This is a genomic window from Tenacibaculum sp. DPLXC6 (genome assembly GCF_056815515.1).
Genome location: NZ_CP141806.1, coordinates 2,194,708 through 2,212,257 on the forward strand (window position 1 = coordinate 2,194,708; position 17,550 = coordinate 2,212,257).

The window sequence follows — 17,550 nt, forward strand, 5'->3', positions numbered from 1 at the left end:
TATGTTTAATCTGCTAATTCCATACAGTTAAACCCTTTCTCTTTTACCTTATTTATAATGTCAGCTTCCGTTGTAATATCTGTTGCCTCTATTCTTAAAACATTATCAACATCCTCAAGATCAATTGATACGTTAATTATATTATTATCTTGATTGAATAATTGACGTATAGAATCTTCTTTTTTCTTTGTGTCAATATCGGTTCCATAGATGAATAGTTTCATAACTCTCTGGTTTTTATTCTTGTTCCGTTTCTTTATTTAATTTGTCTATATATTTTTGATAAGCTTCACTCCCCTCTTCTTCCCAAAACCTATCATAATGTTCCCAATCTGAAAAATTTCCTTTACAGTTTTTTTCAAAATGTGATTTGAATTTGTGTTTTCTTCTTTTGCTTGAATATTTCTTTGATTTTTGTTTTCCACCGCACTCACTAGATGAAAATAAAATTTTAGCTAAAATAAATAGCCCTACTGCCTGCCAATAGTTAATAACTGGTAATCCGAAAATCTCTGGTATAAGGTTATTCCAAAGCCACATAATTGCATATCCAAAAAGTATTGCAAGCGCTAAAACAGCAATTATTCCGAATATTATTCTTCCTACAAATATTCCTGGAGATTCTCCATCTTTTCGTTCTTTAAACAAATTTTCCATTTTTTTATTTTTTGTTTTCAATTTTCCTCAGTAGTATTCCTAACGCTCTATGTCTTCTAGACATTAATGTTCCAACAGGTATTTCAAGTTCCTCTGATAGTTCTTTATATGTGTATCCTTCAAAGTCAATAGCTATAATTATTTCTTTATATACTGGTTTAAGATTCATTATTTTTAGTTCTAACTCCTTTTTCATTACTTCAGAATATGCATTATCAGGAGACCCATATAAAACCTCTGTAAATTCAATCAGTTTCATTTCATCAATATCTGAAGCAGAAGATTCGTATTTCTTTTTTCTTAAATTATCAATGATTTTATTTTTTAAGGATCTATAAACAAAGCCAGCTACATTGTTTATAGGTGAATTTCCACTTACTCCAGAAAACAACTTTAAAGCAACTTCTTGAATAATATCTTCTGCATCTTGATGAATACTTTGTTTAATTTTAGTTCCAACATAAGACTTAAGAGCACTATATTCTTTATCAAAAAAGGCTTTTAATTTCTTTTTATTTTCCGTTTCTTGGTTCATTTACAGGCTTTCTTTGAGCTCCTCAATTATAAAGACGTACTTTTTCTTTTCTATTGCATTTTTTTTTAAAAAAACTTTTCATTCCATTTATAACAAATATACCTAGGTCTAATTCTTAAAAAAAGAATGTTTAGAGAGAAACTTGAAATGAAAAATCATGTTTATAATTTATCTTAGTCCTTTATGTATTTTTGCACCTATGCTACAAGTAAACAATATTTCATTTACCTATCCATCAAAAGAAAAAACTTTAGAAAACATCCATTTTACTTTACATAAAGGAGAACATTTATGTATAATGGGAGAAAGCGGATGTGGAAAATCTACTCTTTTAAAAATTGTATATGGTCTAATTGATATTGATAAAGGGGATTTATTTTGGAATGATATTCAAATTTTAGGCCCTGAGCATCATTTAGTTCCAGGAATGGATTTTTTTAAATATGTCGCACAAGATTTTGATTTGATGCCTTTTACATCAGTAAGTGAAAATATTAAGAAGTTTTTATCTAGGTTTTACCCAAAAGAAGCTGAAGAAAGAACAAAAGAACTTCTTGAAGTTATTGAAATGACCGAATTGGCAAACGAAAAAGTTAAAAACTTAAGTGGTGGACAGCAACAAAGAGTAGCTATTGCTAGAGCCTTAGCTAAAGAACCAGAATTATTATTGTTAGATGAACCTTTTAGTCAAATAGATAACTTTAAAAAGAACTCGTTAAGAAGACGGCTATTTACATATTTAAAAAAGAAAAATATTGCTTGTATTGTAGCAACACATGACGGGAATGATGCACTTTCTTTTGCTGATACTATGATGGTAATTCGTAATCATCAAATTATTGCCCATGATAGCCCTTCAAACCTATATAAAAATCCGAAGGAAAAATACATTGCTTCTTTGTTTGATGACGTAAATGAGCTTACTATTAACAAACAAACATTACTACTTTACCCTAGTTTACTTGAGATTACTAAAGAAAAATCAAAACTAGAAGGAACTGTGTTGAAATCTTACTTTAAGGGTGGGTACTGGTTAATAGAAGTTGCATACAATAACCAATCAATTTTTATAAATCACTTTGAAAATATTGAACATAAAAAAACAGTCTCATTTAAGTTAAAAGAGACTGTTTAAACCAATAATAACTATCTCAATAATTATTACTCAACTATCTTAAAATAAATTATTTTTTCTAAAAAAAATACACCCTTACCGTCTTAAACACCAAAAGATAAAAGTGTATTATAGCTTCTTTTTCTGTTCTGGTTATAACAACCTTTCCAGAACTAAAACAAGTAACTTTTATTTTACCCTACTTTTTTTCTAAAAAATTTCTTTTATGATGTTTTTTGCCCCATTAAACTCAAAAGATTCTCCTTCCTTTTTCCCTAAAATTAACCTACCTATTGGTGAAGATGGAGAAATAGCAAAATATTTTTTTTCTTTTACAATTAACAACCCTACACTTACACTAATAAAATAATTAATAGTTGAGGTAGTTGTAACAACACTGCCTAAATGAGCTACTTTTGAAGTTGTATCTGTATTAATTTTAGCTAGTGTTTCTTTCATTTGAGCAATTCCACTAAGTTGTTGACTCGCTTTTTCCATTTCTAACTGTAGCATTGCTCTACCAGTTTCATGTTTGTCTCCTGCTGAACTTTTTGTTTCAGATTGCAAAGCTTTTTGATGAGAGGTAATTGTTTCTTCCACAGTTTGTAAACGTTTGTTTACATACAACTCACATTGTTTATATAATTCCTCTTTTATATTAATTTTACCCATGTAAACATCATTAATCCATAAGTTCAGCTAATTCCTTGCCTACTAAACTACCTATAGCAACACCCATTCCACCTAAACGAACTCCGCAAAACACATTACTTGAAAGCTGTTTTACAATAGTTTTTTTCTGATTTCCAACTCCCATAATTCCACTCCAACGATGCTCTATTTCAAATTTAGTATTTGGTAAAATTGTTGTCTTTAAGACTTCTTCTAGTTTGTTTTGAATAAGCGTAGTTTGTCCAAATTCAGTCGTTTCTTCTCCTTTAAAATCAAGGTTTCTTCCTCCTCCAAACAAAATTCTATTATCAATATTTCTAAAATAATAATATCCTTTATCTAAGTGAAAAGTTCCTTTGATATGTAGATCTTTAATTGGCTTCGTAATTAATACTTGTGCTCTTGCTGGTTTTACATTTTCATTTAACAATTGATTTGCGAAACCATTAGTAGCAATAAATAGCTTTTTTGTGTTAAATGCAATTTGGTTTGTTTCAACCACTACTTGCTCATTGCTTTCAATAAATTTTTCAACTTGAATGTTGTTAATAATTTTTATTCCTGAAGACAATACCTTTTCTAACAACTTTGCAGCCATTTTACCAGTATCAATCTGACCTTCAAATTGATTGGTTATGTAGTTTTCATGGATGTTTTGAAAGCTAAACTTATTATAATCTACCGTAAAAACATCTGAATTAAATAATGGTTGTAAAAGCTTGTTAATTGTTTCTTTTTTATACAAACAAGATTCATATAACTCGTTTGTTAAAAACAATTCATAACCTTTATTTTGTTGAAAATCGATGTTTTTATCACCTAACGTAGTTCTTAAAAGCTGTAATCCTTCCCATCGTTTTTTTACCAAGTTAAAAACCTCTTCTTCTGTATGTGTTTGTAAATCATCGATTAATTCTGATAAGCTTCCAAAACAAGCAAAACCTGCATTTTTAGTACTAGCTCCTTGTGGTAACACTCCTTTTTCTAAAACTATAATTTTTGCCTTGGGGTGTTTTTCTCGTAACTGTAGCGCACAATTTAATCCCACAATTCCACTTCCTACTACAGTAAAATCAATATTTGTAAACCATTCTTTTAGTTCCCAGTAACTGAAATTCAATATCATATAAATCTGATTATATTTGTGACTTGGCACACTCCTTGAATGTCTAAATTTAAACATTAAAAAACAACTCTATGAAATTAATTGGAATCTTAATTTTAGCTTTAAGCTTTACGAAATGCGCAAGTGTAAAAATGGAAAATAATCATCCTTTCAAAATAGAATCGGCAAGTTATTCTCATGTAACAGGAGGAGTAAAAGGTAGTTATAATTCTACTAACTTAATTATCAATTTCACTGCTGAAAAACCTGTCAATTTTCAAAAAGTATATTTTCAAAACAAGATAACTGAAGCTGTTATTGAGCAACATAACGACAAACAATATATAGCTGCACGTTATAAAACCTCATCTAATGATAGAAAAGATATGATTTTACATGCGGATCCTAAAAAAGAGTTTGGAAATACTCCTAATGTTTCAGAAGAAAAATTTCCTTTTGAGTTAAAAGAGAATGAAGCAATGATTTCTTATATAAAAGGAGAGGAAACATACTACGTTAAAATAGAAAACATTGTAAAAAAAGATAAGGTTTTTATGCAATAAAGATCTTAACATAAAATAGTTTGAAACACCTCTTTTTTGAGGTGTTTTTATTTTTGGCACGTAATTTGAAAACTTATAAGCATAACCATAAAACGAATGCTTATGAAACGTATAAAATTACTTTTAGTACTACTTATTAGTAGTGTAACACTTACGTCGTGTGTTGTAAGAAATGAAATTGTAGATGATGGTTTTTCATTAAACGAATATATTTCAAGTTATGATTTATGGTATGTAGATTATCACAGAACAACAGGTAGTGGAGAAGTTCCTTTTTTATCTAGAGCATTTACCATTTCTTTTTTAAACGGAACCATGTATGCAAATAACAATATTGTAGATATTGGTAAAACAGGGAATGGTTTTGGAATAGCTGTAGGTAACTATGGAACCTATGGAACCGTTTTAGAAACGCGTCATGATATAGATGGATACTTTGAATTTGACGTGGTACAACTTTCTAGTAATGAAATTAGAATTGATGATTTATCGCAGAATGTCAGTTATTATTTAGTAGGTTACCAAGTAAACACTTTTGATTATGACATGTTGTTCTACGACAATATTGAGTATTTTTTACAAGAGTTTGAAGCTTGGGAAAGAACTGAAAGATTTAATGGTGTTGAAAACCCATTTGATTATGAAAATTATTTACAGTTTACTCCTGAAAATGATGTAACATTCTACTCGTCTCACGACCCTTTTGGCACAAATATTGATTACATAAGTTGGGACTTTAAAGGGAGCTATATAGTCCGTGATGTTCAAGGTGAAGAAAATTTAAAATATTTAACACTTAATTATGATAACGGAGATACTGAAGAGTTTGATTTAACCGTTATAAATGACGAAACAATAAGGTTATACCATGTTAGTTCACAAACAACATATGTTTTTTCTGGAAGAGGTTTTATACAATATCTTAAAGGAGAAAAAACAAGTACTGCTAAACCAGCTGTAAGAAATAGTGGTAGAAAGCGTACTAAAATAGAAAGAGAAACAGTTCCGAAAAGGAAATAAAAATAAAGTTTGGTTAGTTGATTTTTGGTTGGTGTAGTAGCCAACTAAAAGGAACCGCTCCGTAAGGGGCGGTTTTTCATTTTATAATAGTGGCTTAACATAAAAAACTTTACCTTTATACAAAACAAAACACCATGCAACAAACTGCTTTAATTACAGGAGCAACCTCAGGTATTGGTAAGGCAACCGCTCAAATTTTTGCTAAGAATAACATTAACTTAATTATTTGTGGTAGACGTATAGAAAAGCTTCAAAAGCTTCAACAAGAACTATCTCAATTTACCAAAGTACATATACTTCAGTTTGATGTTCGTTATAATGAAGAAGTACAAAATGCTATTAATAGTTTACCTGATGAATTTAAACATATTGATATTCTTATTAACAATGCTGGTAATGCTCATGGATTAGATAGCATTCAAAATGGAAATATTGACGATTGGGACGCTATGATTGACGGAAACGTAAAAGGTCTTTTATATGTTTCAAAAGCAATTATTCCTCAAATGGTAGAACGTAACAACGGTTTTATTGTAAATATTGGTTCTATTGCAGGAAAAGATGTGTACCCTAATGGAAATGTGTATTGTGCATCAAAGTTTGCTGTAAACGCTTTAAATAAAGGAATGCGTATAGATTTGAATCAACATAATATTCGCGTAAGCGCTATTCATCCTGGGTTGGTAGAAACAGAATTTTCTGACGTTCGTTTTAAAGGAGATTCTGAAAGAGCTAAAACCGTATATCAAGGCTACAAAGCACTACAACCTGAAGATATTGCAGATATTATTCACTTTGTAGTTACACGTCCATACCATGTTAATATTGAAGATTTAATTGTATATCCAACAGCCCAAGCTAGTGCAACTATTGTGAACAAAAATGCTTAAGTTGTGATTAACAAACGTCTTTTAATTAAAAACTTACTGTCTCATAACGATGAGAATAGTTTTTATGATAAAAAGCAAAAGTTATCCTTAGGTTCTAAAGAAGGAAAAGCTAAGTTTATAAAACACATTTGCGCCCTTTCTAATTCAAACCCTAACAATAATTCTTATATTGTTATTGGTATTGAAGATGAAGAAAATAAAATTATTGGTGTAGATTTTTATGATGATAGTAAAATTCAAAATTTAGTAAATGCTTATCTGAATAACCCACCTAAAATAGAGTATGAAAACGTTCCTTTTCCTCGTTTACAACGTCATAAGGTAATTGGTTTGGTAACTATTTATCCTACCAAATTAATTACCTCTTTATCTAAAAATGCCTGGAAGTATCGTAGAGGAACAATTTTTTATCGTAGAGGCAGTAACTCTATGCCTGCTGAGAAAAACTTTATTATTAAAAACAATAACAAGGCTATTGTTGAAGCTATTGAAAAGAATGCAAGTAATAATATACAACTCACACTTGATGGTGTTTTTGATTTTATTGAAAGGCATAAACCAGAATATAATCCGCAATACAAGGTGTTTAACGAACAGTTTGTGCTTTGTTGGGCTGGAAAGAAAAAGATTATAAATAATGAGGAGTTTTTTACACGAGTTGATATTGAATTAGTAAACGAACAAGTACGTTTGTTTTTTTCTTCGTTAGATGATGTACAAATTAATTATAACGAACAATCATTTATTATTACTGAGTACATTGTTTTAGGGATTGATAAGAGTGAAAAACGTTATCCGTTAGAAAAAACGATTATCAATTTTAAAGATAACGGAAAGCATGACATTGTTACCGAATTTCTCTTTGAAGCTCCTCAGTATCATAACGATATTTTACAGCTTATTTATAAAAACAATAATAGTATTGTTGCTAAAATTGTAAAAAAGAAACCACTTTCGGTTATTGAACATGAAGATGTATATCGATTACCCACCTCCTATTTAATTTGTTATTTAAACGGTTTTGAAAGTGCTCCTCTGCAACTTAAAAAAGCAAAAAATTATATCAAAAACTTAGAAGATAAAACCACCTATATTAAATACAAAGAAGCTATGCGAGTAATACGTAAAGTGAAATATAATTAGATTGTTTAATTTATCTTTTCAAACTTTTGAGAATATCCTTCATTAGAAATAAAGTTTAAAATCAAAGACTCATTATTTAATTCAAAAAAAATCGTAGCTATATTAGGATCCTGACAACCAGTAGTTATAGTATTGTTTTCATAGGTTCCTGAACTTATCATTTCATCTGAGTATGGATCACATAAAGAATTATTAGTTGTTAATGTTCCATTACTTTTAAATTCAATAGTTTTATTACTTCTAACTGGTTCAAAAGTTCCACTACCATCTCCTGGATCTGCTAAAATCTCAATTAATTTCCATTTTCCTATCAATTCTGTTTTTAAACCCTCTGTGTTGTTGCTACATGAGAACATAAGACTAACTGCTAATAAAAGTAAAATTTTATTTTTCATGTTTTTTTGGTTTACCTTTTAATACTTAGATGTTTATTTATATAAAAGGTTGCGTCATTTTTGAAAATAACATTATTAAGAATATAAAACTAATCTAAGTACTTAATTACCTCAACACTAATTGTACAATTGTAACTATTCCAATTAATAGAATAAAAGACAACGACAGTTTTCTAAATTTTGACTGTGGTATATATGCTAATATTTTCTTTCCTAAAAATGACCCTACTAGCCCTATTACGAATAAAAAAGGCACATATTTTAAATCATGGTCATGAATATAACCGTTGTTGTAGTAGACAAATGTTCTTGAAAAATCAATCATAAAATCTATAAAAGCCGAAGTTGCTATAAACACACTTTTTTCTAAATTAAAAGCTGCCATAGTTAAACCTCTAATAGCTCCACCGGTACCTAACAATCCAGCAGAAAACCCTGAAAAAGAACCTCCTACAATGGCATTTTTTCTGTTTGGAGAAATAGTAAACTTACTTTTAATCAGGAAGAAAGCACTAAATGCAACTAAAAACAGTCCTAAAAATATTTCTAAATATGTACTGTTTAGATGTTTTGATAATATTCCTCCTAAAATCACAAAAACGACTGAAGGAATTCCGATGTTTATCAACAACTTCTTATCTAACCCTTTTTTAAACAAAAAGATTTTACTCACATTACTCGACAAATGAAAAATAGCTGTAAGCCCTAAAACAGAATAAAAATCGAAATAAAAATTTCCTAACGGAACAAAGAAAACTGATGATCCGAAGCCACCTATTGTTCCAATAACTTCAGCTACTAGAGCTAATAGTAAAAATATGAAGTTAATATCTTTCATCTTTTTTTATTCTAACATAGCAACCACTCTTGCTGGAGCAGCTGAAGCTCCTACAATTTTTAACGGAAACACCGCTACTTTAAATCCAGTTAACGGTAATACATCTAAGTTTACCAATTGTTCCATATGACAATACTCCTTGTTTTGTCCTACTAAATGCCCTTCCCAGAACAATTCAGAATTATTAGTTTCTTTTGCTTTTTGAATCATGTACGGAAGTGGTAAATCCCATCCCCAAGCATCAATTCCCATCACTTTAATTCCTTGATCAATCAACCACTCAGTTGCTTTTGCACTTACTCCAGTACCTTTTTTATGAAAGTCTTTTGTTCCGTTAAATTTATCGCGTCCTGTTTTAATCAATACAATCATATTTGGTTGTATTTCTAGCTGATTTTCTTCTAAAAATTGTTGAATATCTTCAACTGTGATTGGATCAAAATCTACCTTATGTTTCATGTCAATCACAATACCTTCTCCAAAACACCAATCTAACGGAACTTCATCTATCGTTTTTGCTTTTTCTCCATTAACTGTTGGAGAATAATGCCAAGGTGCATCAATATGAGTTGTGGAGTGTACTCCCATTTTTTGAATTGTATCATCTGCCCATCCTGTAAAGTTTTTAGGAAAAAGCTTGAATGGTAATCCTAGTATTCTAATTAGCCATTTTGCTTTATGATGTGGTTTATGTTTTATTTTAACTTTCATAAACCAAGGATCTTGTTTGTTATACTGAATAGGTTTGGATAGATCGATAATTTTCATAGTAACGTTAGTTGTTACAAACAAAGATAAAAGAAAATCCCTCGCTTTTTTGCGAGGGACTTATATTGTTTATTTGTTACTCATTTCAAAGACCATTTCACCTCCATTCAGAATATCTTGATGGCTTAACAAAAAGTTGTCTAACTTTTTACCATTAACGGTCACGCTTTTTACATACACATTTTCTTTACTTTGGTTTTTTGCCATAATTTTAAGCGTTTTTCCATTTTCTAAATGAATCGTCGCTTCTTTTATGTTTGGGCTTCCCAAAGCATAGTATGGCGATCCTGGAGTTACTGGGTAAAAACCTAGACTACTAAAAATATACCATGCACTCATTTGCCCCGCATCGTCATTACCACATAAACCTTCTACAGTATCTGCATACATGGTATCCATAATCATACGAACACGTTGTTGTGTTTTTTCTGGATGTCCCGTCCAGTTATATAAATACGGAATATGATGTCCTGGTTCATTACCATGAACATAATTACCTATAATTCCATCTCTCGTAATATCTTCATGATGTGCGATATATTTATCATCTATTTCGGTTGTAAATAACTCATCTAATTGCTTACTGAATTTTTCTTTACCTCCCATCATTTCAATCATATTATCAATGTTTTGAGGCACGTATAACCCATAATTCCATGCATTTCCTTCAATAAAACCTTGACCATGGGTATCCATCGGATCAAAACTCTCTCTAAACTTTCCATTAGATAACTTAGGACGCATAAAACCTATCGTTGGATCATACACGTTTTTATAATATTCAGCTCTCGCTAAATACTCATTTTCTACATCCTTATCTCCTACTTTATTAGCTATTTGAGCAATACACCAATCATTATAGGCATATTCTAGTGTTTTTGAAACAGATGAACCACTTTTATCCTCTGGAACATATTTGTAATCCATATAATCTCCTATTCCATCAAAATACCTAACAGTAGCTGTATTAGTTGAAGCTTTAAGTGCATGGTTTACATCAAAATTTCCTACGTTTTTTACTAACGCATCTGCAATTACAGAGGTTGCATGATAACCTATCATACACCAGTTTTCATTCGCATAATGACTCCAAATAGGTAGCATTTTATGAACGCTTTGATCATGATGTGCTAACATCGACTTAATCATATCGTTATTTCGCTGTGGTTGGGTAATATTATATAGCGGGTGTAACGCTCTATAGGTATCCCAAAGAGAAAAAATAGTATAGTTTATAAATCCTTCTGAAGTATAAATATTTTGATCTAATCCACGGTATTTTCCATCAACATCTTCATATATAATAGGAGATAAATTTGTGTGATATAATGCCGTATAAAATGTTGTTTTATCTTTTTCTGAAATAGTTTCTACATCAATTTTGCTAAGCTCTTTATTCCACTTATTTTTAGTTTCTTCTTTTGTTTTATTGAAATCCCAATTAGGAATTTCAGTATTTAAATTATTAAGTGCTCCAATAGTACTTACAGGAGATAAAGCAAATTTTACCTTAATTTTCTCTCCTTCTTCAGTATCAAAATTAAAATAGGCTCTAATATCTTTTCCTGCCATTTCAGGAAAATTTTCATTTTGTTTAAACTTTCTATAAAAACCATCATAGGTTTCCTTATTGTATTTTTTATGTCCGTAACTTTTAAATGGTTTAGAGAATTCCATAGCAAAGAACACTTTTTTTGTTCTAGCCCATCCTTTTGTTTGTCTGTAGCCTGTTACCAGCGAATCATTTTCAACACGGATAAATGTCCATACATTTTTGTTGTCATGATGATATACATTGTATACTAAATCTAGAATAATGTGTGCGTTGTCTGATTTTGGAAACGTATATTGATGAAAACCTACACGTTCACTTGCAGTAAGCTCTGCTTTAATATTATAACTATCTAAGTTTACCTCATAAAACCCAGGAGAAGCTTTTTCTGTATCATGTGAAAAAGTAGAGTAAAAACCTTTGGTTCCTTCTTTCGTTTTTAGTGGATCTAAAACTAAATCACCAGTAGTTGGCATTACTAAAAAGTCTCCAAGATCAGCGTGCCCTGTTCCACTAAAGTTTGTATGTGCAAAACCAATAATGGTTGAGTCTTTATATTGGTATCCTGCACAATACTCATATGTTTCTTTGTTATACCTCCCATCTTCATCAAACATTACCTCAAAATTTGTTTGAGGGCTTAATTGTACCATGCCAAAAGGAGCAGTTGCACCTGGAAAAACATGTCCCATTTTACTGGTTCCAATTAAAGGGTTTACATACTTTGTGTAATCTTTTAAATCCGTACTCTCTTTTGTTATTTTTTTAGAGTTTTTGCTACACCCTATACCTAGTAAAAGTATAAAAAGAAGAAGTGATAAGCTTGTTGTTTTTTTCATATCGTTAATAAATACAATTGATAACACTAAAAAAATAAAAAAAAGTCATAAATATTGATTTGAATTTCTAAATTCATAAAAAAAGAAAATTCTAAACTTATTATTTCTTTTTGTTTTATAATAAACATACAAGAAAAAATCCCTTATAAAATACAAGGGATTTTTATCATTTATTTATAATCTTTTACTTTCCTCCGTCTAAATCGTCTTGCCAATTTTTTAGCTCTTGCCATTTACCTTCGTAAGCTAATTTTGCTTGTTTAGGCCATGTATTAGGTTTATGAGCTCTATAACGATCTCCTCCGCTTTTTAATACTTCTTGACATTTTTCTACAGATGTTTCTGCTAACGACTTCCAGGTATTGATATTAAAATTATGAAAAAGCTCTTCTATTTTTGGCCCAATTCCTTCTACTATTTTTAAATCATTCTCTTTTATTTTTTTACCAAAAACCTTTTTAACTTCATTTATATTAAATGTTCTTTGTTCTTCAGATATAGAGGGTGCCATATTAGATTTTGCTAATTTTAAATCGGTTTCTAATACCGATTTACTCTCTTTACAGTTTCTTAAACTTGATTCTAACTTTGCTATTTTATTTTTTAAGAGAACTATTTCATCTTTCTTAATGTTTTTACTTGATAGCTTTCCTAGTAAATAGCCTAAAATAGCGGTAATTATTGCTACTGCTATTGAAATTAATATACACCAATTCATGATTTTATTATTCGGTTAATAGTTAATTAAATTACTGATTGTTAATTTATTAAAAAATATTTAATCTGTTAAGAGATTTTTAAGACCTTATCTTAAATAATTGTTAAGTGTGCATATTTCTTGAAACGTTTTGTTTTTACAGGCGTCTTTTAGCTGTAACCTAATCTTAAAATAAAAACTTAACATCATGAAAAAATTTGTATTAACTGCTTTAGCAATCGCTTTATCTTTCGGAACTATTACTGCTGCTTCAACTTCATATGAAGCTCCTGTTAAAACTAGCCTAGAATACCCTAACGTAAGTACTTTTTGTAAATTAATTAGAGCCGGAAACTTTGAAGCTGTGAAGGCTATGGTTGAAAACGGAACAGATATTAACAGAAAATCTACTGGATTAACTCCTTTAATGTTTGCTGCTAGATATAACAAAGCAGATATTGTTCAATTATTAATTGATAGTGGAGCAAAATTAAAAGTAAAATCAGAAAGAGGATATACTGCTTTAGAATATGCTAAAATGTCGAAAGCGCATGAAGCTTATACAGTTATTGCTGCTGCTTTAGAAAAATAATATAGCCACCAACTTAGTTAAAAACAAAAAGTCTCATCGTTATGATGAGACTTTTTATATTTTGAAAACTCTGTGCTTTCTTATAAATCGAACTTAATTCCTTGTGCTAAAGGTAATTCATCAGAGTAATTTACAGTATTTGTTTGACGACGCATGTATACTTTCCAAGCATCAGATCCAGACTCACGTCCACCACCTGTTTCTTTTTCACCACCAAAAGCTCCACCAATTTCAGCACCAGAAGTACCAATATTTACGTTAGCAATACCACAATCTGATCCTGCAAATGATAAGAATTTTTCAGCTTCTTTCATTTCGCTTGTCATGATTGAAGAAGATAATCCTTGTGCAACTCCGTTTTGTAATTCAATAGCGTTTTCAACATCTCCTGAATACTTCATTAAGTATAAAATTGGAGCAAATGTTTCATGTTGAACAATTTCAAAATGGTTTTCAGCTTCAATAATTGCTGGCTTAACATAACAACCACTTTCGTAACCTTCACCTTCTAAAACGCCTCCTTCAACTAATACGTTTCCTCCTTCAGCTTTTGCTTTTTCAATAGCAGCTAAATAAGTATTTACTGAATCTTTATCAATTAATGGTCCAACGTGATTATTTTCATCTAATGGATTTCCAATCTTAATTTGACCGTAAGCTCCAACAATCGCATCTCTTACTTTATCGTATACAGATTCGTGAATGATTAAACGACGTGTTGAAGTACAACGTTGACCACAAGTACCTACAGCTCCAAATACAGCTCCAGGAACTACTACTTTTAAGTCAGCAGTTGGAGTAATGATAATTGCATTGTTTCCTCCTAATTCTAATAAAGACTTACCAAAACGCTCAGCAACTTTAGTACCAACAATACGTCCCATTCTTGTAGAACCAGTAGCCGATACTAAAGGAATACGTGCATCTTCAGTAATATATTCACCAACTTTGTAATCTCCATTAACAATACAAGAAATTCCTTCTGGTAAATTGTTAGCTTTTAAAACCTCAGCTATAATATTTTGGCAAGCAACTGAACATAAAGGTGCTTTTTCTGAACCTTTCCATACACATACGTTACCACAAATCCATGCTAAAGCTGTGTTCCAAGACCAAACAGCAACTGGGAAGTTAAATGCAGATATAATACCAACAACTCCTAATGGGTGCCATTGCTCTCTCATTACGTGTCCTGGTCTTTCTGAAGGAATTACTTGTCCGTTTAATTGACGAGATAAACCTACAGCAAAATCACAGATATCAATCATTTCTTGAACCTCACCTAAACCTTCTTGGTAAGATTTTCCCATTTCATAAGAAACTAACTTACCTAACGGCTCTTTTAACTCTCTTAATTTGTTTCCAAATTGACGTACAATTTCTCCACGTTGAGGTGCAGGCATTGTTCTCCAGCTTTTAAATGCTGAAGTAGCAGCATCCATCACTTTTTCGTAATCTTCTTTGGTAGAAGCTTTTACTTTTCCTATTAACTTTCCATCTACTGGTGAATATGATTCTATAATTTCACCGTTTGAAAAGTTTACTGAACCTGTTGAGGTTCCTTCATTTATCTCTTTTAATCCTAAAGTAGCTAATGCTTCTTTGATACCAAAATCTGCCATATTTTATATTGTAATTTTAGTTGTTTAAATTTAAAGCTCAAAACTACGAATAATTTTACAATTAATAAATTAAACAAACAGTGTTGTTTTTGTTTAAAAATTAACAAATAGTCATGAAAAACATTTATCTACTACTTTCTTTACTGTTGATTTCGTCAGCATGTGATGCACCAAAAAAAACTTCTAATGAACAAAAAGACACTCCTATAAATGAATTTGCAATTATTATTCATGGAGGTGCTGGAACTATACTAAAAAAGAACATGACTCCAGAAAAAGAAACTGCTTACAAAACTAAGTTGGAAGAAGCAATTAGAACTGGATATGAAATTTTAAAAAATGGTGGTTCTAGTGGTGATGCTGTTGTAAAAACCATTCAAGTAATGGAAGAATCTCCTTTGTTTAATGCAGGAAAAGGTGCTGTGTTTACGCATGATGAAACTAATGAATTAGATGCTTCTTTTATGGATGGAAAAACACTGAACGCTGGTGCTGTAGCTGGAGTAAAAGATATAAAAAGCCCTATCGAAGCTGCTAGAATAGTAATGACAAACTCAGATCATGTTATGTTATCTGGTTCTGGTGCTTCTCAGTTTGCTAAAGAACAAGGGTTAGAAATTGTAGACCCGAGTTATTTTTATACTGAAAATCGCTTTAAATCTTTACAACGAATTAAAGACAAAGAAAAAACAGCATTAGATCATGATGATAAAGAAGCTTCTTTTTATGATGCTGATATTAAAAATAGTAAGTTTGGTACTGTAGGTTGTGTGGCCTTAGATAAAAATGGAAATATTACTGCGGGAACTTCTACAGGAGGAATGACTAACAAACGTTGGGGACGTATTGGAGATTCTCCTATTATTGGTTCGGGTACCTATGCAAATAATAAAACTTGTGGTGTTTCTTCAACTGGTTGGGGTGAATACTTTATACGCTCTCAAGTAGCTTATGATATTTCTGCTCAAATGGAATATCATCAAAAATCTTTAAAAGAAGCTACTAAAGATGTTATTCAAAACAAATTAACCAAGCTTGGTGGAACTGGTGGTGTAATTGCCTTGGATAAAAATGGTAATATGTCTTTTGAGTTTAATACCGCCGGTATGTACAGAGCTTCAATGAACGATAAAGGTGATTTAATTATTAAGATTTATAACGATTAAAACTGGTAGCTTAAACCTGTATAAACACCTATAAAATAGGGCTGAAACCCATTTGAATCATTTTTAAATGTATTTAACTGGGTTTTTAGCATTGGGTTAATATTTAAAGACCATTTTTTACTGAACCTATAATTAAGATCTATCCCTAAATTTCCACTAAAGTTAATGTCATTTAAGTTATTTGCTTCTCCTGAAGTTGAAAAAGCAGTTGTTTTTAAATTCACATCATTCTTATTTAAAAACAAGGAACTAAAACCAACAACTACTTGTGTTTTTAACTTTTTTCCTTCCAATACACTATACTTAACTTCTACTGGAACCTCAATATACCCATAACTTTGATTCAACTCACCATCGAGGCTTCCTGAACTTATAGATACAGAGCTTGTACTAAAACCTGTTTGAGAAGTATCATTTAGCGCGTAACTTTCTCCTGAACTAAAAGCTACATTAGAACTACTTGATTTTACTGGGTTTACAGCTACATTATTATTAGAAAATCCCATTTCCTGTAAATGTATTCCAGATTGAAGTGTCCATTTTTTATTCAACTGATATGCTACTTGAACTCCATACGAATAGCTTGTATTTCCTTTTGTTGAATTTGATAAACTTGCGTCTATTGGAGATGATTTAGAAAACGAATTTGAGTTTAATACCGCTACAGTTGGTGAAACGGTCCATAGTTTATTTATTTTTTCCTCTTCATTTTCTTCTTCTTCACCATTTACAACTGCTAAAAAGTCTTTTTTAGGTTTCAGAACCTGATTAATCGTATCATTTTCTTTTTTCAAAAAGGTATTTTCTTTCTTTTTAAAAACTGGCAAGCTATTTTCAAGCTTGCCAGTAAGTTGCACTTGTTTCACAACATCATTATTATCCAGCAAAGCCCCTTCAACTACTCTACTTGACGTGTTGTTGCTATCCTTTCCATGCAACTCTTTTTTGCTAACCTTCACAACATGATTAGCGGTTAAAACTTCATTTTCATGAAGCTTTTCTTTCAATACATTTTTCTTTTTCGTTTCTTTTTTTACAATAAGTGTTTCTTCTATATTTTCTTCTGTTGGCTCTTTTAATAAATTGTCTTTTAACTCCTCTTTTTTACTCGATTTTTTTTCGGGTGCAAACTTAGGTGTTTCAACAATAATAGCATCTATATCCTCTATATTTTCTTCATCCTTAACGTAAGGATAAAATAAAAGCCCAAAAACAAGCACAGCAGCAACCCCTCCTGAAAACCACCAAATAGGAAAAACTCGATTTTTTTTCTTTTTTTGGAGCTTTTCTTCAATAGCATTCCATACTCTTTCATTTGGAGTTACCTCCAAATCTTTAAATTTTTCTTGAAACAGTCTATCGATGTTTTTTTCTTCCATCAG

Annotated in this window: 19 protein-coding genes; 7 read left to right on the forward strand and 12 right to left on the reverse strand. The window is 30.7% G+C overall.

The features are described from left to right. Positions 1–5: 5 nt before the first annotated feature. From VCM48_RS09925 to VCM48_RS09935, 3 genes are read right to left on the reverse strand one after another with little or no spacing between them, the layout of a single operon-like run. Complete coding sequence (locus VCM48_RS09925) at positions 6–224, reverse strand: hypothetical protein (RefSeq protein ID WP_274638814.1); 219 nt, start codon at positions 222–224, stop codon at positions 6–8. Positions 225–237: 13 nt separating this feature from the next. Next, positions 238–657: a hypothetical protein gene (locus VCM48_RS09930; RefSeq protein WP_482270401.1), complete on the reverse strand. Its 420-nt coding sequence runs from the start codon at positions 655–657 to the stop codon at positions 238–240. A gap of 4 nt (positions 658–661) precedes the next feature. Next, positions 662–1,192 (reverse strand): RNA polymerase sigma factor, encoded by a 531-nt coding sequence (locus tag VCM48_RS09935; RefSeq protein WP_482270402.1) that lies wholly within the window; start codon positions 1,190–1,192, stop codon positions 662–664. Between the two features lie 199 nt (positions 1,193–1,391). Between VCM48_RS09935 and VCM48_RS09940 the strand changes: the two genes are divergently transcribed. Then, on the forward strand, positions 1,392–2,327 hold the full coding sequence (locus VCM48_RS09940; protein WP_482272222.1) for an ABC transporter ATP-binding protein: 936 nt from the start codon (positions 1,392–1,394) through the stop codon (positions 2,325–2,327). Between the two features lie 189 nt (positions 2,328–2,516). Here the strand turns inward: VCM48_RS09940 and VCM48_RS09945 are convergent, their stop codons facing one another. Together VCM48_RS09945 and VCM48_RS09950 are read right to left on the reverse strand one after the other, a co-directional pair. After that, on the reverse strand, positions 2,517–2,978 hold the full coding sequence (locus tag VCM48_RS09945; RefSeq protein WP_440120303.1) for a 3-oxoacyl-ACP synthase: 462 nt from the start codon (positions 2,976–2,978) through the stop codon (positions 2,517–2,519). Positions 2,979–2,988: 10 nt separating this feature from the next. Beyond that, positions 2,989–4,098 (reverse strand): NAD(P)/FAD-dependent oxidoreductase, encoded by a 1,110-nt coding sequence (locus VCM48_RS09950; RefSeq protein WP_482272223.1) that lies wholly within the window; start codon positions 4,096–4,098, stop codon positions 2,989–2,991. Between the two features lie 77 nt (positions 4,099–4,175). On the opposite strand from VCM48_RS09950, the gene VCM48_RS09955 reads away from it, so the two are divergent. From VCM48_RS09955 to VCM48_RS09970, 4 genes are all read left to right on the forward strand, one after another. Then, entirely contained in the window at positions 4,176–4,646 is a 471-nt protein-coding gene (locus tag VCM48_RS09955) for a hypothetical protein (RefSeq protein ID WP_482270403.1), read from the forward strand. A gap of 102 nt (positions 4,647–4,748) precedes the next feature. After that, the gene (locus VCM48_RS09960; RefSeq protein WP_440120305.1) at positions 4,749–5,666 is read left to right on the forward strand and encodes a hypothetical protein; all 918 of its coding nucleotides are present in this window, start codon (positions 4,749–4,751) and stop codon (positions 5,664–5,666) included. 134 nt (positions 5,667–5,800) lie between these two features. Next, a complete protein-coding gene (locus VCM48_RS09965) occupies positions 5,801–6,556 on the forward strand; it encodes an SDR family NAD(P)-dependent oxidoreductase (RefSeq protein ID WP_482270404.1) in 756 nt (251 codons plus the stop codon). A gap of 3 nt (positions 6,557–6,559) precedes the next feature. Continuing rightward, positions 6,560–7,699 (forward strand): DUF5929 domain-containing protein, encoded by a 1,140-nt coding sequence (locus VCM48_RS09970; RefSeq protein ID WP_482270405.1) that lies wholly within the window; start codon positions 6,560–6,562, stop codon positions 7,697–7,699. Between the two features lie 5 nt (positions 7,700–7,704). On the opposite strand, the gene VCM48_RS09975 is transcribed toward VCM48_RS09970, so the two are convergent. From VCM48_RS09975 to VCM48_RS09995, 5 genes are all read right to left on the reverse strand, one after another. Beyond that, entirely contained in the window at positions 7,705–8,055 is a 351-nt protein-coding gene (locus tag VCM48_RS09975; RefSeq protein ID WP_482270406.1) for a hypothetical protein, read from the reverse strand. A 145-nt stretch (positions 8,056–8,200) separates the two neighbouring features. Further along, positions 8,201–8,932 (reverse strand): sulfite exporter TauE/SafE family protein, encoded by a 732-nt coding sequence (locus VCM48_RS09980; protein ID WP_274638823.1) that lies wholly within the window; start codon positions 8,930–8,932, stop codon positions 8,201–8,203. A 6-nt stretch (positions 8,933–8,938) separates the two neighbouring features. After that, on the reverse strand, positions 8,939–9,700 hold the full coding sequence (locus tag VCM48_RS09985) for a cyclase family protein (RefSeq protein WP_274638824.1): 762 nt from the start codon (positions 9,698–9,700) through the stop codon (positions 8,939–8,941). A gap of 69 nt (positions 9,701–9,769) precedes the next feature. Then, positions 9,770–12,091: a GH92 family glycosyl hydrolase gene (locus tag VCM48_RS09990; RefSeq protein WP_482270407.1), complete on the reverse strand. Its 2,322-nt coding sequence runs from the start codon at positions 12,089–12,091 to the stop codon at positions 9,770–9,772. A 184-nt stretch (positions 12,092–12,275) separates the two neighbouring features. Continuing rightward, positions 12,276–12,809 carry a hypothetical protein gene (locus VCM48_RS09995; protein ID WP_274638826.1) on the reverse strand — a complete coding sequence of 178 codons (534 nt, stop codon included), beginning with the start codon at positions 12,807–12,809 and terminating at the stop codon, positions 12,276–12,278. A 187-nt stretch (positions 12,810–12,996) separates the two neighbouring features. On the opposite strand from VCM48_RS09995, the gene VCM48_RS10000 reads away from it, so the two are divergent. After that, complete coding sequence (locus VCM48_RS10000; RefSeq protein ID WP_274638827.1) at positions 12,997–13,380, forward strand: ankyrin repeat domain-containing protein; 384 nt, start codon at positions 12,997–12,999, stop codon at positions 13,378–13,380. Between the two features lie 80 nt (positions 13,381–13,460). Here the strand turns inward: VCM48_RS10000 and amaB are convergent, their stop codons facing one another. Continuing rightward, positions 13,461–15,002, reverse strand: a complete 1,542-nt coding sequence (amaB, locus tag VCM48_RS10005; protein ID WP_440120313.1) for an L-piperidine-6-carboxylate dehydrogenase — start codon at positions 15,000–15,002, stop codon at positions 13,461–13,463. Between the two features lie 113 nt (positions 15,003–15,115). Here amaB and VCM48_RS10010 point away from each other — a divergent pair, with 113 nt between their 5' ends. Continuing rightward, positions 15,116–16,168, forward strand: coding sequence for an isoaspartyl peptidase/L-asparaginase family protein (locus VCM48_RS10010; protein ID WP_482270408.1), 1,053 nt, complete (start codon positions 15,116–15,118; stop codon positions 16,166–16,168). On the opposite strand, the gene VCM48_RS10015 is transcribed toward VCM48_RS10010, so the two are convergent. Further along, a complete protein-coding gene (locus VCM48_RS10015) occupies positions 16,165–17,547 on the reverse strand; it encodes an outer membrane beta-barrel protein (protein ID WP_482270409.1) in 1,383 nt (460 codons plus the stop codon). The genes VCM48_RS10010 and VCM48_RS10015 overlap by 4 nt on opposite strands. Positions 17,548–17,550 lie beyond the last annotated feature (3 nt).

Excerpts from the sequence above, each read along its gene's own strand:
- VCM48_RS09925 (WP_274638814.1), bottom strand. The coding sequence starts at position 224 with ATGAAACTATTCATCTATGGAACCGATATTGACACAAAGAAAAAAGAA.
- VCM48_RS09930 (WP_482270401.1), bottom strand. The coding sequence starts at position 657 with ATGGAAAATTTGTTTAAAGAACGAAAAGATGGAGAATCTCCAGGAATA.
- VCM48_RS09935 (WP_482270402.1), bottom strand. The coding sequence starts at position 1,192 with ATGAACCAAGAAACGGAAAATAAAAAGAAATTAAAAGCCTTTTTTGAT.
- VCM48_RS09940 (WP_482272222.1), top strand. The coding sequence starts at position 1,392 with ATGCTACAAGTAAACAATATTTCATTTACCTATCCATCAAAAGAAAAA.
- VCM48_RS09945 (WP_440120303.1), bottom strand. The coding sequence starts at position 2,978 with ATGGGTAAAATTAATATAAAAGAGGAATTATATAAACAATGTGAGTTG.
- VCM48_RS09955 (WP_482270403.1), top strand. The coding sequence starts at position 4,176 with ATGAAATTAATTGGAATCTTAATTTTAGCTTTAAGCTTTACGAAATGC.
- VCM48_RS09960 (WP_440120305.1), top strand. The coding sequence starts at position 4,749 with ATGAAACGTATAAAATTACTTTTAGTACTACTTATTAGTAGTGTAACA.
- VCM48_RS09965 (WP_482270404.1), top strand. The coding sequence starts at position 5,801 with ATGCAACAAACTGCTTTAATTACAGGAGCAACCTCAGGTATTGGTAAG.
- VCM48_RS09975 (WP_482270406.1), bottom strand. The coding sequence starts at position 8,055 with ATGTTCTCATGTAGCAACAACACAGAGGGTTTAAAAACAGAATTGATA.
- VCM48_RS09980 (WP_274638823.1), bottom strand. The coding sequence starts at position 8,932 with ATGAAAGATATTAACTTCATATTTTTACTATTAGCTCTAGTAGCTGAA.
- VCM48_RS09985 (WP_274638824.1), bottom strand. The coding sequence starts at position 9,700 with ATGAAAATTATCGATCTATCCAAACCTATTCAGTATAACAAACAAGAT.
- VCM48_RS09990 (WP_482270407.1), bottom strand. The coding sequence starts at position 12,091 with ATGAAAAAAACAACAAGCTTATCACTTCTTCTTTTTATACTTTTACTA.
- VCM48_RS09995 (WP_274638826.1), bottom strand. The coding sequence starts at position 12,809 with ATGAATTGGTGTATATTAATTTCAATAGCAGTAGCAATAATTACCGCT.
- VCM48_RS10000 (WP_274638827.1), top strand. The coding sequence starts at position 12,997 with ATGAAAAAATTTGTATTAACTGCTTTAGCAATCGCTTTATCTTTCGGA.
- amaB (WP_440120313.1), bottom strand. The coding sequence starts at position 15,002 with ATGGCAGATTTTGGTATCAAAGAAGCATTAGCTACTTTAGGATTAAAA.
- VCM48_RS10010 (WP_482270408.1), top strand. The coding sequence starts at position 15,116 with ATGAAAAACATTTATCTACTACTTTCTTTACTGTTGATTTCGTCAGCA.
- VCM48_RS10015 (WP_482270409.1), bottom strand. The coding sequence starts at position 17,547 with ATGGAAGAAAAAAACATCGATAGACTGTTTCAAGAAAAATTTAAAGAT.